General features: G+C 60.7%; 12 protein-coding genes. 9 read left to right on the top strand and 3 right to left on the bottom strand.

The window, feature by feature from the left end; translation table 11 throughout:
- The first annotated feature begins 130 nt into the window (after positions 1-130).
- The 8 genes from gcl (at position 131) to HBO23_RS23695 (ending at position 9,584) form a co-directional block, all read left to right on the top strand.
- Positions 131-1,906, top strand: a complete 1,776-nt coding sequence (gene gcl / locus HBO23_RS23730; RefSeq protein ID WP_099549032.1) for a glyoxylate carboligase — start codon at positions 131-133, stop codon at positions 1,904-1,906.
- Between the two features lie 10 nt (positions 1,907-1,916).
- Positions 1,917-2,699, top strand: a complete 783-nt coding sequence (hyi, locus tag HBO23_RS23725) for a hydroxypyruvate isomerase (protein WP_017136239.1) — start codon at positions 1,917-1,919, stop codon at positions 2,697-2,699.
- Between the two features lie 172 nt (positions 2,700-2,871).
- Positions 2,872-3,762 carry a 2-hydroxy-3-oxopropionate reductase gene (locus HBO23_RS23720; protein WP_026013623.1) on the top strand — a complete coding sequence of 297 codons (891 nt, stop codon included), beginning with the start codon at positions 2,872-2,874 and terminating at the stop codon, positions 3,760-3,762.
- Positions 3,763-3,930: 168 nt separating this feature from the next.
- A complete protein-coding gene (locus HBO23_RS23715; protein ID WP_170039952.1) occupies positions 3,931-5,211 on the top strand; it encodes a glycerate kinase in 1,281 nt (426 codons plus the stop codon).
- Positions 5,201-6,616 (top strand): pyruvate kinase, encoded by a 1,416-nt coding sequence (gene pyk, locus HBO23_RS23710; protein ID WP_170039950.1) that lies wholly within the window; start codon positions 5,201-5,203, stop codon positions 6,614-6,616. The genes HBO23_RS23715 and pyk overlap by 11 nt, the downstream gene beginning before the upstream one ends.
- 138 nt (positions 6,617-6,754) lie before the next feature.
- Positions 6,755-7,627, top strand: a complete 873-nt coding sequence (locus HBO23_RS23705) for an urea transporter (RefSeq protein ID WP_169985739.1) — start codon at positions 6,755-6,757, stop codon at positions 7,625-7,627.
- Between the two features lie 31 nt (positions 7,628-7,658).
- Positions 7,659-8,483, top strand: a complete 825-nt coding sequence (locus tag HBO23_RS23700) for an ion transporter (protein WP_017136235.1) — start codon at positions 7,659-7,661, stop codon at positions 8,481-8,483.
- Between the two features lie 96 nt (positions 8,484-8,579).
- Entirely contained in the window at positions 8,580-9,584 is a 1,005-nt protein-coding gene (locus HBO23_RS23695; protein ID WP_170039947.1) for a sulfate ABC transporter substrate-binding protein, read from the top strand.
- Between the two features lie 146 nt (positions 9,585-9,730).
- Here the strand turns inward: HBO23_RS23695 and HBO23_RS23690 are convergent, their stop codons facing one another.
- The gene (locus tag HBO23_RS23690) at positions 9,731-10,345 is read right to left on the bottom strand and encodes a DUF5666 domain-containing protein (RefSeq protein WP_017136233.1); all 615 of its coding nucleotides are present in this window, start codon (positions 10,343-10,345) and stop codon (positions 9,731-9,733) included.
- 178 nt (positions 10,346-10,523) lie between these two features.
- Between HBO23_RS23690 and HBO23_RS23685 the strand changes: the two genes are divergently transcribed.
- On the top strand, positions 10,524-11,723 hold the full coding sequence (locus HBO23_RS23685; RefSeq protein ID WP_170039945.1) for an MFS transporter: 1,200 nt from the start codon (positions 10,524-10,526) through the stop codon (positions 11,721-11,723).
- Between the two features lie 30 nt (positions 11,724-11,753).
- Here the strand turns inward: HBO23_RS23685 and HBO23_RS23680 are convergent, their stop codons facing one another.
- A complete protein-coding gene (locus tag HBO23_RS23680) occupies positions 11,754-12,995 on the bottom strand; it encodes a cysteine desulfurase-like protein (protein WP_017136231.1) in 1,242 nt (413 codons plus the stop codon).
- A 31-nt stretch (positions 12,996-13,026) separates the two neighbouring features.
- A partial coding sequence (gene cysS, locus HBO23_RS23675) for a cysteine--tRNA ligase (RefSeq protein WP_170039943.1) occupies positions 13,027-14,038 on the bottom strand: 1,012 nt, incomplete at its 5' end.

Here is a 14,038-nt window from a genome sequence, read left to right as displayed (position 1 = left end):
TCGAAAAAAGTGCTTCCGACGAACGCCATGGCCACTTTGCAAAATGCATTGACCTTCGCAGCTCGCCGTGAATACACTTTGTCCAGACACCACTTGTATACAATTACAAAACGCAAGAGGCACCAAAACCATGAGCAAAATGAGAGCAATCGAAGCCGCCGTCCTGGTAATGCGCCGTGAAGGCGTGGACACCGCCTTCGGTATCCCGGGCGCCGCGATCAACCCGCTGTATTCGGCCTTGCAGAAGGTCGGTGGCATCGATCACGTCCTTGCTCGCCACGTTGAAGGCGCCTCGCACATGGCCGAGGGCTACACCCGCACCAAAGCCGGCAATATCGGCGTGTGCATCGGTACTTCCGGCCCGGCGGGCACCGACATGGTCACCGGCCTGTACAGCGCCTCGGCCGACTCGATCCCGATTCTGTGCATCACCGGCCAGGCCCCACGTGCACGGATGCACAAGGAAGACTTCCAGGCCGTGGATATCACCAGCATCGTCAAGCCGGTGACCAAGTGGGCGACCACTGTTCTGGAGCCCGGCCAAGTGCCCTACGCGTTCCAGAAAGCCTTTTATGAAATGCGCTCCGGCCGCCCTGGCCCGGTGCTGATCGACCTGCCGTTCGACGTGCAGATGGCCGAGATCGAATTCGATATCGACGCCTACCAGCCACTGCCGCTGGCCAAGCCCTTGGCTACGCGCATCCAGGTGGAAAAAGCCCTGGCGCTGCTGGATGCGGCCGAACGCCCCTTGCTGGTCAGCGGTGGCGGCGTGATCAATGCCGACGCCAGCGAGCTACTGGTTGAGTTTGCTGAACTCACCGGCATCCCGGTGATCCCGACCCTGATGGGCTGGGGCACGATCCCGGACGATCACCCGCTGATGGTGGGCATGGTCGGCCTGCAAACCTCGCACCGCTATGGCAACGCAACGATGCTCAAGTCGGACGTGGTGCTGGGCATCGGCAACCGCTGGGCCAACCGCCACACTGGTTCGGTGGAGGTATACACCGAAGGCCGCACGTTCATTCACGTCGACATCGAACCGACGCAGATTGGCCGCGTGTTCACGCCGGACCTGGGCATAGTGTCTGACGCCGGTTCTGCGCTGACGATGTTCATTGAAGTGGCCCGCGAGTGGAAAGCCGCCGGCAAGCTCAAGGATCGCAGCGCCTGGCTGCATGACTGCCAGCAGCGCAAGGCCACCCTGCACCGCAAGACCCACTTCGACAACGTGCCGGTCAAGCCGCAACGCGTGTACGAAGAGATGAACCAGGTGTTCGGCAAAGACACCTGTTACGTCAGCACCATCGGCCTGTCGCAGATTGCCGGCGCGCAATTCCTGCACGTATACAAGCCACGTCACTGGATCAACTGCGGCCAGGCCGGCCCCTTGGGCTGGACCATTCCGGCGGCACTCGGCGTGGTCAAGGCCGACCCGAGCCGCAAGGTGGTGGCGTTGTCGGGCGACTATGACTTCCAGTTCATGATCGAAGAGCTGGCGGTGGGCGCGCAGTTCAAGCTGCCGTACATCCACGTAGTGGTGAACAACTCCTACCTGGGCCTGATTCGCCAGGCCCAGCGCGGGTTTGAAATGGACTACTGCGTGCAGCTGTCCTTCGACAACCTCAACGCCCCGGAACTCAACGGGTATGGCGTTGACCACGTCGCTGTCGCCGAAGGCTTGGGTTGCAAGGCGCTGCGCGTATTCGAGCCGGGCCAGATCCAGCCGGCGTTGCGCAAGGCGCAGGAAATGATCGAAGAATTCAAGGTTCCGGTGATTGTTGAGATTATTCTGGAACGCGTGACCAATATTTCCATGGGCACCGAGATCAACGCCGTCAACGAATTCGAAGATCTGGCCCTGGTCGGCAACGACGCGCCGACTGCCATTTCCCTGCTCGATTAAGGAGAACCCTATGCCGCGTTTTGCCGCCAACCTGTCCATGCTGTTTACCGAGCAGGACTTTCTCGCCCGTTTCAAAGCGGCCGCCGACGCCGGCTTCCAGGGTGTGGAATACCTGTTCCCGTACGAGTTCAGCTCCGCCGAGATCAAGGCGCAGCTGGATGCCAACGGCCTGACCCAAGTGCTGTTCAACCTGCCGGCGGGTGACTGGGCCAAGGGCGAGCGCGGTTTGGCGTGCCACCCGGACCGGGTCGAGGAGTTCCGTGCCGGGGTCAAGCTGGCCATCGCCTACGCCCAAGTGCTGGGCAATACCCAGATCAACTGCCTGGCCGGGATTCGCCCCGCCGGTGTGGATGACGAAACCGTAGAAAAGACCTTTGTCGCCAACCTCAAGTACGCCGCCGACAAGCTGCAAGCGGCGGGCATCAAGCTGGTGATGGAGATGATCAACACCCGCGACATCCCGGGTTTCTACCTGAACAACACGGCGCAGGCCCTGTCGATTCGCGAGCAGGTGGGCAGCGCCAACCTGTTCCTGCAATACGACATCTACCACATGCAAATCATGGAAGGCGACCTGGCCCGAACCATGGCTGCGCACCTGGGTGAGATCAACCACATCCAGTTGGCCGACAACCCTGGGCGTAACGAGCCGGGGACCGGGGAGATCAACTATCGCTTCCTGTTCGAGCATCTGGATCGGATTGGTTACACCGGTTGGGTCGGCTGTGAGTACAAGCCGCTGACCACCACCGAGGCGGGACTGGGTTGGCTCAAGACCCATAACGCCATCTGACTGACACAACACAAAAGAAGGTGGGAGCTGGCTTGCCTGCGATGCAGACACTGCGGTGTATCAGGCAAAACCGGGTGATGCCATCGCAGGCAAGCCAGCTCCCACATTTGGATCTTCAGTGTTTGGTGGACCGTGTCCGCCCTGCACCTAGAATAAAAAGAGGATGTTGATCATGGCTAAAATCGGATTTATCGGCACCGGCATCATGGGCCAACCCATGGCCGCCAACCTGCAAAAGGCCGGCCACCAACTGTTTCTGTCCGAGCATCACGGCAAGGCGCCCGAAGCCCTGATCGCGGCGGGTGCCGTGGCCCTGGCCAACCCGCAGCAAGTCGCCCAGGAAGCCGAGTTCATCATCGTGATGGTGCCCGACACCCCACAGGTGGACGATGTGCTGTTCCGCGCCGACGGTGTTGCCGCCGGCCTGTCACCCAACAAAGTAGTGATCGACATGAGTTCGATCTCCCCCACCGCCACCAAGGCCTTTGCCGCCAAGATCAATGCAACCGGCGCGCAATACCTCGACGCGCCTGTGTCCGGCGGTGAAGTCGGCGCCAAGGCCGGCACCTTGAGCATCATGATCGGTGGCGAGCCGCAGACGTTCGAACGCGCCCTGCCGCTGTTCCAGGCCATGGGCAAGAACATCACCCTGGTCGGCGGCAATGGCGATGGCCAGACCGCCAAGGTGGCGAATCAGATCATCGTCGCGCTGAACATCCAGGCAGTGGCCGAAGCACTGCTGTTCGCATCGAAGAACGGCGCCGACCCGGCCAAGGTGCGCGAAGCGCTGATGGGCGGGTTTGCTTCGTCGAAGATCCTGGAAGTGCATGGCGAGCGCATGATCAAGGGCACCTTTGATCCGGGCTTCCGCATCAACCTGCACCAGAAAGACCTCAACCTGGCGCTGGCCGGGGCCAAGGAGCTGGGGATCAACCTGCCGAACACGGCTGGCACGCAGCAGGTGTTCAGCACGTGCACGGCGATTGGTGGCGGTAATTGGGACCACTCGGCGCTGATCAAAGGGTTGGAGCATATGGCGAATTTTTCGATTCGCGATAAGTAATTCGATTTGAAATGCAGGCCAATGTGGGAGCTGGCTTGCCTGCGATAGCGGTCTTTCAGTTAGACATTCATTGCCTGGTACACCGCTATCGCAGGCAAGCCAGCTCCCACATTTTGATCCCGTTTCAAGTCTTAATTCTAATAACAAGAATCCCCCGGGAGCCCGCTTATGTCGGTCGATCCGCAACACCTGCTTCGCGAGCTGTTTGCCACAGCCATCGACGCCGCCCACCCCCGACAAGTCCTTGAACCTTATCTGCCCGCCGACCGCAGCGGCCGTGTAATCGTGATCGGCGCCGGCAAAGCCGCGGCCGCCATGGCGCTGGTGGTCGAGAACTGCTGGCAGGGCGAAGTCTCGGGCCTGGTGGTCACCCGTTACGGCCACGACGCACCGTGCAAGAAAATCGAAGTGGTCGAGGCCGCACACCCGGTGCCCGATGCGGCCGGCCTGGCCGTCGCCAAGCGTGTGCTGGAACTGATCAGCAACCTCACCGAAGACGACCGCGTGATCTTCCTGCTCTCCGGCGGTGGTTCGGCCTTGCTGGCCCTGCCCGCCGAAGGCATCACCCTGGCCGACAAACAAACCATTAACAAAGCCTTGCTCAAATCCGGCGCGACCATTGGCGAGATGAATTGCGTGCGCAAGCACCTCTCGGCCATCAAGGGCGGCCGGTTGGCCAAGGCCGCATGGCCGGCGACGGTGTACACCTACGCCATCTCGGATGTGCCGGGCGACCAGGCCACGGTGATCGCCTCCGGCCCCACCGTCGGCGACCCGAGCACCTCGCAGCAAGCCCTGGCGATTCTCAAGCGCTACAACATTGAGGCGTCGGCATCGGTGCGCAGCTGGTTGCAGAACCCCGCCTCGGAAACCGTCAAACCCGGCGACCCGGTGCTCGCCCGCAGCCACTTCCAGTTGATCGCCCGCCCGCAGCAATCGCTGGAAGCGGTAGCGGTGAAAGTTCGCCAGGCCGGGTTCAGCCCGTTGATCCTCGGTGACCTCGAAGGTGAAGCACGCGACGTGGCCAAGGTACACGCCGGTATCGCCCGGCAGATCGTGCAGCATGGCCAGCCCTTGGCGGCGCCGTGCGTGATTCTCTCGGGCGGTGAAACCACCGTCACCGTGCGCGGCAATGGCCGTGGCGGGCGTAATGCCGAATTCCTGCTGAGCCTGACCGACAGCCTCAAAGGCCTGCCCGGCGTGTACGCACTGGCCGGTGACACCGACGGCATCGACGGCTCCGAAGACAACGCCGGCGCAATCATGACCCCGTGCAGCTACCGCCGCGCCGAAGCCCTGGGCCTGTCGGCCAGCGACGAGCTGGACAACAACAATGGCTATGGCTACTTCGCCGCACTCGACGGTTTGATCGTCACCGAGCCGACCCGCACCAATGTCAATGACTTGCGCGCCATCCTGATTCTTGAGACTGCCAAACATGACGCCTGACAAGAAAGTCAAAATCCTCGCCACCCTCGGCCCAGCCACCGATGGCATCGATGACATCCGCGAGTTGGTGGAAGCCGGGGTGAATATCTTCCGGCTGAACTTCAGCCACGGCGAGCATGCCGACCACGCCCAGCGCTACCAGTGGATTCGCCAGGTGGAGCGCCAGCTCAATTACCCGCTGGGCATCCTCATGGACCTGCAAGGGCCGAAGCTGCGGGTCGGGCGCTTTGCCGAGGGCAAAGTGCAACTGGTGCGCGGCCAGGCGCTGCGCCTGGACCTGGACCCGACCCCGGGCGATCAGCGCCGGGTCAACCTGCCCCATCCCGAGATTATCGCGGCGCTGGAGCCGGGCATGGACCTGCTGCTGGACGACGGCAAATTGCGCCTGCGCGTGATCACCAAACATGCCGACGCCATCGACACCACCGTGCTCAATGGCGGCGAGCTGTCCGACCGTAAAGGCGTGAATGTGCCGCAAGCGCTGCTGGAACTCAGCCCGCTGACCGCCAAGGACCGCCGCGACCTGAGCTTCGGCCTGGAGCTGGGCGTGGATTGGGTGGCGCTGTCGTTTGTGCAACGTCCGGAAGATATCCGCGAAGCCCGCGAACTGATCGGCGACAAAGCCTTCCTGATGGCCAAGATCGAAAAACCCTCAGCCGTGCTGCGCTTGCGGGAAATTGCCGAACTGAGCGACGCGATCATGGTGGCCAGAGGCGACCTGGGCGTGGAGGTGCCCGCCGAGAGCGTGCCGCAGATCCAGAAAGATATCATCAGCACTTGCCGCCAATTGGGTAAACCGGTGGTGGTGGCCACGCAGATGCTCGAATCCATGCGCTTCTCACCGGCACCGACCCGCGCCGAAGTGACCGACGTAGCCAACGCCGTGGCCGAAGGCGCGGACGCGGTGATGCTCTCGGCCGAAACCGCCTCGGGCGAATACCCGCTCGAAGCCGTACAGATGATGAGCAAGATCATCCGCCAAGTGGAAAACGGCCCGGATTACCAGACGCAACTGGATGTGAGCCGGCCCAAGGCGGATGCCACGGTGTCGGACGCCATCAGCTGCGCGATCCGGCGCATCAGCAGCATCCTGCCGGTGGCGGTGCTGGTGAACTACAGCGAGTCCGGCAGTTCCAGCTTGCGCGCGGCGCGGGAACGGCCGGTGGCGCCGATCCTCAACCTCACGCCGAACCTGTCCACGGCGCGGCGTTTGAGTGTGGCCTGGGGCGTGCATTCGGTGGTCAATGACCGGCTGCGCCAGGTGGACGAGGTGTGCTCGACGGCGCTGGAGATTGCCCAGGCGCAGGGCATGGCGCAGCGCGGGGACACCCTGGTGATTACCGCGGGGGTGCCGTTCGGGCAGCCGGGGTCGACCAATTCGTTGCGTATCGAGACGTTGATTTAGCGTCTGTAAGGGCCTCATCGCGGGCAAGCCCGGCTCCCACAGTTGATTGGGTTCACACCTCTTTATGTGTGAACACAGCCAACTGTGGGAGCTGGCTTGCCTGCGATAAGGGCAACTCGGTCTCACTGACTAACCACCATGCACAACCCAACCTGCCCCGACTGGGCCGAAGCGCTGCTCAACGGCTTCAGCCAGATATTCCTGCAGCGCCAGCCGTTGTGCGGCCTGCTGTGCCTGTTGGCCATCCTGATCGGCGCCCCGGCCTTGCTCGGCGGGGCGTTGCTGGGCGGCCTCGCCGGTTTGCTCACGGCCCAGCGCCGGGGTTATCCCAAGGCAGAGCGCCAGGCCGGCCTGTATAGCTACAACGGCGTGCTGCTGGGTGTGTTGATCAGCCAGCACTTCGCCTGGTCTGCGTTGTTGCCGCCGTTGATCCTGGCGTGCGGCGGCCTGAGTGCGATGCTCACGCGGCTATGGTTGAAACATACCCATCACCCGGATGACTTGTCCGCGTACACCGCGCCCTTTGTCGGCCTGGGTTGGCTGTTGATCGGCAGCGCGCCTCAGCCTACGTTTGCCTTGGTCGAGCCCAACTTCTTTGCGATTGTCAGCGCGCCCTTTATTGGCCTTGCGCAAGTCATGCTGCTGGACCAACCACTGGCGGGAGTCTTGATTGCCGTCGGCTTGTTGTTGGCCAACCGGCGCGCCGCCCTGTGGGCCTTGATCGGCGCTACTGCTGGCGTGCTGGTCGCTCTACTGCTCGACGAACCCGCCAGCGCCCTCCTCGGCCTGCACAGCTACAACCCGGCGCTGGCGGCACTGGCCTTGAGCCAGTCACGACGCCAGCCGTGGCTGCCACTGCTGGGCATCCTGCTGGCGATTATCCTCACACCCGGTTTTGCCACCCTGCACCTGCCCGCGTTGACTGCGCCGTTTATCCTCGCCTGCTGGCTGGTGCGCGCCACGCAGCGGATGTTCAAAGCCCGCGTGGACAGCCCGTTCGAATCCCCCTAGGCTTGCTCGATATTCGATTCAGGCGGGTTTTATGAACAGCAACAGCGACTGGCGCCAGCGCCTCTATGTCATGGTATTCCAGAGCGACACCGCAGCCGGGCGGCGCTTTGACGGCATCCTGCTACTGATCATTCTTGCCAGCATTGTGATCGTGATGCTCGACAGCATCGACGAAATCCACCAGAACTACGCCGATGTGCTGGCCTATATCGAATGGGGCTTCACGCTGATCTTCGCCATCGAGTACGGCTTGCGGCTGTACTGCTCGCCCAAACCCTTGCGCTACGCCTTCAGCTTTTATGGCTTGGTGGACTTGCTGGCCATCGTGCCCGGCATCCTCGCGCTGTATTACAGCGATGCCCAATACCTGCTGATTATCCGCATCATTCGGATGCTGCGGATTTTCCGCGTGCTCAAGCTCAGCCCGTACCTCAAGCAAGCCAACTACTTGATGGCGGCGCTGCGCGGCAGCAAACAGAAGATCGTGGTGTTCCTGGTCAGCGTGTGCACCCTGGTGACGGTATTCGGCACCCTGATGTACGTGATTGAAGGCCCGGAGCACGGGTTTACCAGCATTCCCAAGGGCATTTACTGGGCGATCGTGACCCTCACCACCGTAGGCTTTGGCGATATCGTGCCGAAGACGCCGCTGGGCCAGGTGATCTCATCGCTGGTGATGATCACCGGTTACTCGATCATCGCCGTGCCCACCGGGATTTTTACCGCTGAACTGGCCAGCGCCATGCGCGGGGAACAACTGGAACACGATTGCCCGGTGTGCAAGAAAAACAGCCACGAACCCAACGCAGCGTTTTGCTCGCGCTGCGGCAGCAACCTGTTTCATAAAGTGGAATAAGCACAGTACGTTTTAATCTTTAAACGCCTATGCAGGCCCGGCTATAGTTGCTGGCAAATTGCCCCCAGTCTTCTCTCGAACAACAAGGAATGAGCAGTGAAAAAAATCCTCAGCGCCTCTCTTCTGGCCGCGGGCCTGGCCCTGGCCGGTGCCGTGCAAGCCGCACCGGTCACACTGCTTAACGTCTCCTACGACGTGATGCGCGACTTCTACAAGGACTACAACGCCGCCTTCCAGAAGCACTGGGAAGCCGAGCATCCGGACGACAAGCTGACGTTGCAGATGTCCTTCGGCGGTTCCAGCAAACAAGCGCGCTCGGTGATCGACGGCCTGCCGGCGGATGTAATCACCATGAACATGGCCACCGACATCAATGCCCTGGCGGACAACGGCAAACTGGTGCCGGACAACTGGGTCACGCGCCTGCCGAACAACAGCGCGCCGTTCACCTCCGCCACCGTGTTTATCGTGCGCAAGGGCAACCCCAAAGCCCTGAAAGACTGGCCCGACCTGCTCAAAGATGGCGTGCAAGTAATCGTGCCCAACCCGAAGACCTCGGGTAATGGCCGCTACACCTACCTGTCGGCCTGGGGTTATGTGCTGAAAAATGGTGGTGATGAAGACAAGGCGAAGAAGTTCGTCGGTGAATTGTTCAAACATGCACCGGTGCTGGACACTGGCGGCCGTGCCGCTACCACCACCTTCATGACCAACCAGATCGGCGATGTGCTGGTGACCTTTGAGAACGAAGCGGAAATGATCGCCCGTGAATTCGGCCGTGATCAGTTCGAAGTGATCTACCCAAGCGTCTCCGCCGAAGCCGAGCCGCCGGTGTCGGTGGTCGACAAAGTGGTCGACAAGAAAGGCACCCGTGTGGCTGCCGAGGATTACCTGAAGTACCTGTGGTCGCCGGAAGGTCAGGAAATCGCCGCCAACAACTACCTGCGCCCACGTGACCCGAAAGTGCTGGCCAAGTACACCGACCGCTTCCCGAAAGTCGACTTCCTGTCGGTGGAGAAGACCTTTGGTGACTGGCGTACCGTGCAGAAGACCCACTTCAATGATGGCGGGGTTTTTGACCAGATCTATTCGGGTCAATAACTGAAGGTACGCGGTAAAACAAATGTGGGAGCTGGCTTGCCTGCGATGCAATCACCTCGGTGTGTCAGTTACACCTAGGGGATGCTATCGCAGGCAAGCCAGCTCCCACACAAGCCAGCTCCCACATTTGTTTTGTGTTGGGTCCGTTACATCGGCGGTGTCACGCCATCCTTGCCGGCCGAGATCGCCTGGGCCGTAATGGTCCCATCCGCGCCCTGCGCCGCAAACAACACCACCTTCACGCCCGCCTTGAGCAAGCTGCGATCGCCCGGCTCCAGGTTCACGATCGGCACATCATCCGGCACCACAATCTTCTGCTCGCCGCCTTTGTACTTCACGGTCAGGGTGCGCCCGTTGCTGACCACCAGGTCGCCAACCGTGCCGTTGGTCATGCTGCTGCCTTCTTTCAAATCAAACGCGCGGTGCCCGTCACCCGTGCCGGCCATGGCCGGTGGGAATACGTGGACTTCCAGCGCAGTCAGGGTGCCATCGGCGTTCGGCATGGCGGCCGAGCCAATGTAGCTGCCGGGCTTGATCTCATCGATCTTGGCCAGGGTAACGGCGCGTACCTGGGTGGCCGGCGTCAGATGCACCACCACCTCTTCGCCACTGTTGACCTTGACGTGCATCGCGTCACCGTCCATCGCAGTAATGGCGCCGCGTACGCCGACCCGTGGGGCTTCGGCGGCGTTGGCCAGCCCGATGGCCATGGCCGCAGCCAGGGTGGAGGCCAGGAGCATCTTGTTCAGCGTGATTTTCATCGCAGTGGATTTCCTGTTTCGACAGTTATGCCTGAATGTATCATTGGCGCTCGCCCCAAAAGTTAACGATTCAGTCATTAATTTGCGGCATGAGTGATATCAATGCGCACGCTCTACACCGGCGCAGACGTTGTCTTTACTCTCGCCCGCTACCTTCCTTCGCTTGAATGAGAACACCATGACCGCTACCTCACACGCTTCAAGCACCATGACCCGAGGCATGGTGATGCTGTTTGCGTTCTGTTGCGGCGCCATTGTTGCCAACATCTACTACGCCCAGCCGATCATCGAGTTGATCGCGCCGGACATCGGCCTGACCCCGGCACTGGCGAGCCTGATTGTCTCACTCACGCAAATCGGCTATGCCCTGGGCCTGTTCTTTCTGGTGCCGCTGGGCGACCTGCTGGAAAACCGCAAGCTGATGATCATCACCAACCTGGTGGCCATCGCCAGCCTACTGGGTGCGGCGTTTGCCGAGCAGCCGAATGTGTTCCTGCTTGTGTCGTTGCTGATCGGCTTCAGTTCCGTCTCGGTGCAGATTCTTATCCCGCTGGCCGCGCACCTGGCGCCCGCCGAGTCCCGAGGCCGTGTAGTCGGCAGCATCATGGGCGGCCTGTTGCTGGGCATCCTGCTGGCGCGGCCGGTGTCCAGCCTGGTGGCTGACCACTTTGGCTGGCGTGCGATGTTCATGGCGGCGGCCGCGGTGATGGTGTTTATCAGTGCCGTGCTGATGCTGACTATCCCCAAGCGCCAACCCGACCACAGCGCCAGTTACGGCCAACTGCTGGGCTCGCTGGGCACCTTGCTGCGCAAGCAACCGCTACTGCGTCAGCGCGCCTTCTACCAAGGCTGCATGTTCGCCACTTTCAGCCTGTTCTGGACCGCTGCACCGTTGGAGCTGGCGCGTAACCACGGCCTGAGCCAAAGCGAAATCGCCCTGTTTGCCCTGGTCGGCGCCCTGGGCGCCATCGCCGCGCCTATCGCCGGGCGCCTGGCCGATGCCGGGCACACGCACCGCGCTTCACTGCTGGCCATGCTGTTTGCCGCGTTGAGTTTTCTGCCAGCCTTTGTGCACCCGTTGTACAGCGTGATCGGCCTGGCGGTGACCGGCGTGGTCCTGGACTTCTGCGTGCAGATGAACATGGTCCTCGGCCAACGCACCATCTACGCCCTCGACGCCAACAGCCGCAGCCGCCTGAACGCGCTGTACATGACCAGCATCTTCATCGGCGGCGCCTTCGGCTCGGCGATTGCCAGCAGCGTGTATGAACACGGCGGCTGGCTGGGCGTGATGCTGGTGGGCAGTGCGTTCCCGCTGGTGGCGTTGTTGCGGTTCCTGGGTGCTTCGCGCCAGGGCTCACCCGCGATTGCCTCATAATCCTGGCGGCCATCAGCGGCTCAACGCCTCTCAGCGAAAATGCTGCATGGCCAAGAGGAAGCGCTGAACATCCTCCGAAGACGTGTACTGAGCAAAGCTGATTCGGACCACACCATCATTCTGGTCAAGGCCGAGTGCATGGAGGGTTTCAGGGCTGAAGTTATTGCCATGCCAGAGGCGAATGCCCTGCCGGGCCATATGCTGGGAGACCACCGCACTGGGCGTCGACTTGAGTGTAAAAGACAGGGTTGGAACTCGACATTGCAGATCATGGGGCTTGCATAGGCCATAAATCTTCACTTCGTCCAGTGCTTCGAGCCCCGCCAACACCTCTTGCACCAAGCGTTGTTCATGGGCAATCACCGCGTGCATGCCACTCACGATCTGATTGCGTTGGCTCCCATTCACAGGGCTGCCACCCAGGGTGCGCCCTATCCACGCTAAATGCTCGATCGCTCCTCCCACACCCGCGATGGCCTCCCTGCTTTTAGTTCCGGTTTCGAACTTGTAGGGAGGCTTATCGAGCGTAGGTCGAGGTTTGTAGGCAATGAGCTGCTCAAGCAGAGCAAGACGGCCCCACAGAACCCCCTGATGAGGTCCATAGAGCTTGTGCGAAGAACAGGCCAGCAAGTCACACCCCAAGGCCTGGACGTCGATCACGCCATGCGGGGCGTACTGAACCGCATCCACGTAGACGATCGCGCCCATGTTTCTGGCCAACGCTGCAACTGCTGCTACATCGTTAATCGTGCCCGTGACATTGTTCGCATAGCTCAAGGCTACGACCCGGGTGCGCTCAGTGATCAACGAGGCTGCCTGGGATAGATCAAAACCATAGGTTTCGAAATCGAAAGGTAGCCAGCGCACGGTTAATTCCAGGTCTTTTGCCAATTCAAGCCAAGGGGAGATATTGGCTTCGTGGTCTGAACGGGTCAGGACGATCTCGTCGCCCTTGCGCAGGCTTCGCCCGATGCAACGCGACATATGAAACGTCAGGGCGGTCATGTTCTGGCCGAAGACAATTTCCTGCGCACACGATGCATTAAGCAGTGCCGCTGCAGCCGATCGCGCGCGGTCGAGATCCTGCTCGGCAATGATGGAGGTCGAGAAATGCCCCCCCAGATTCGCGTTGTTTTCAATGGACGCCCTGACACTCGCCTCCAGTGCCCTGCTGCACATCTGCGTGCCTGCAGCGCCGTCAAAAAATACCGCACCCTCCAGAGAGGGCACGGAAAAGACCGGAAACTGCTGCCTGATTAGCGCTACATCCACAATGCCGCTCCTTGTTCAATGCACAGATGCCTCAAGCTTTCAGATCGCTGACACCGATACCCTGCGCCAACAGCAAGTCCCTGATCCGATCAGACTCTGACCAGTTCTTCATCAGGCGTGCGACACGTCGCGCCTCAATCAAACTTGCCTGCTCCTGGGTTAATTCAACCTGTACCTCGTCAAACAAGCCCACGCTGAGTATGCCGTCAAAACTACGCAGTAAATCGAGGCGTTCGGCGTCATCCAACACATCAGCCTTGAGCACCCACCACAGCTCGGCAACCGCCCCTGGCGTATGCAGATCCTTATCCAGCGCGCCGAAAAAACGCGTTTTAGCTGCAACATACTCTGGCGAGAACGAAGCCTGCGGCTGGACATTGTCGCCCTGGATCTGCGCGATACGCAGCCGAGCCTTGCGTAAGGCGGTCGACGCTGCGTCCAGGGCATCCCACGAGAACGTCAACGCGCTGCGGTAATGGGATCCCAGTACCAGCAATCTGAACGCGAGCGGGTCGTAGCCTTTATCGATCAGTGTGTCGACTGTGAGGAACTCGCCCTTGGACTTGGACATTTTCTCTGCATCGACATTGAGAAACTCACAGTGAAACCAATAATTGACCCAGCGGTGGCCAAAACAGCATTCCGACTGGGCCACCTCGTTGGAGTGGTGCACATTGATATGGTCAATACCCCCGCAATGGATGTCGATTCGATCGCCGAGATAGCGGCTTGCCATAGCCGAACATTCAATATGCCAGCCCGGAAACCCAAGCCCCCAGGGCGATTCCCACTTCATGATCTGATCGGGAAATTTCGACGTCGAAAACCATAACGCGAAATCCGACTGTGAGCGCTTCAGCGGGTCATGAGCAACCCGGTCGGTAGCTTGCTGGTCTTGAAGTTTCAGCTGGCCCAGTTCGTGATAGGTGGGAAATTTTTCCAGGCTGAAGTAGACATTTCCGGCACTGATATAAGCCACGCCTTTTTCCAACAGTTGCTCGACCATGGCGATTATTTCAGGGATATGCTCCGTCGCTCGGCAT

The organism is Pseudomonas sp. WS 5532, from assembly GCF_012985445.1.
In the GTDB taxonomy this organism is placed as follows: Bacteria; Pseudomonadota; Gammaproteobacteria; order Pseudomonadales; family Pseudomonadaceae; genus Aquipseudomonas; species Aquipseudomonas edaphica.
The sequence above is the reverse complement of the archived record's forward strand: the minus strand, read 5'-3'. Positions and strand labels throughout refer to the sequence as shown.

Excerpts from the sequence above, each read along its gene's own strand:
- gcl (WP_099549032.1), top strand. The coding sequence starts at position 131 with ATGAGCAAAATGAGAGCAATCGAAGCCGCCGTCCTGGTAATGCGCCGT.
- hyi (WP_017136239.1), top strand. The coding sequence starts at position 1,917 with ATGCCGCGTTTTGCCGCCAACCTGTCCATGCTGTTTACCGAGCAGGAC.
- HBO23_RS23720 (WP_026013623.1), top strand. The coding sequence starts at position 2,872 with ATGGCTAAAATCGGATTTATCGGCACCGGCATCATGGGCCAACCCATG.
- HBO23_RS23715 (WP_170039952.1), top strand. The coding sequence starts at position 3,931 with ATGTCGGTCGATCCGCAACACCTGCTTCGCGAGCTGTTTGCCACAGCC.
- pyk (WP_170039950.1), top strand. The coding sequence starts at position 5,201 with ATGACGCCTGACAAGAAAGTCAAAATCCTCGCCACCCTCGGCCCAGCC.
- HBO23_RS23705 (WP_169985739.1), top strand. The coding sequence starts at position 6,755 with ATGCACAACCCAACCTGCCCCGACTGGGCCGAAGCGCTGCTCAACGGC.
- HBO23_RS23700 (WP_017136235.1), top strand. The coding sequence starts at position 7,659 with ATGAACAGCAACAGCGACTGGCGCCAGCGCCTCTATGTCATGGTATTC.
- HBO23_RS23690 (WP_017136233.1), bottom strand. The coding sequence starts at position 10,345 with ATGAAAATCACGCTGAACAAGATGCTCCTGGCCTCCACCCTGGCTGCG.
- HBO23_RS23685 (WP_170039945.1), top strand. The coding sequence starts at position 10,524 with ATGACCGCTACCTCACACGCTTCAAGCACCATGACCCGAGGCATGGTG.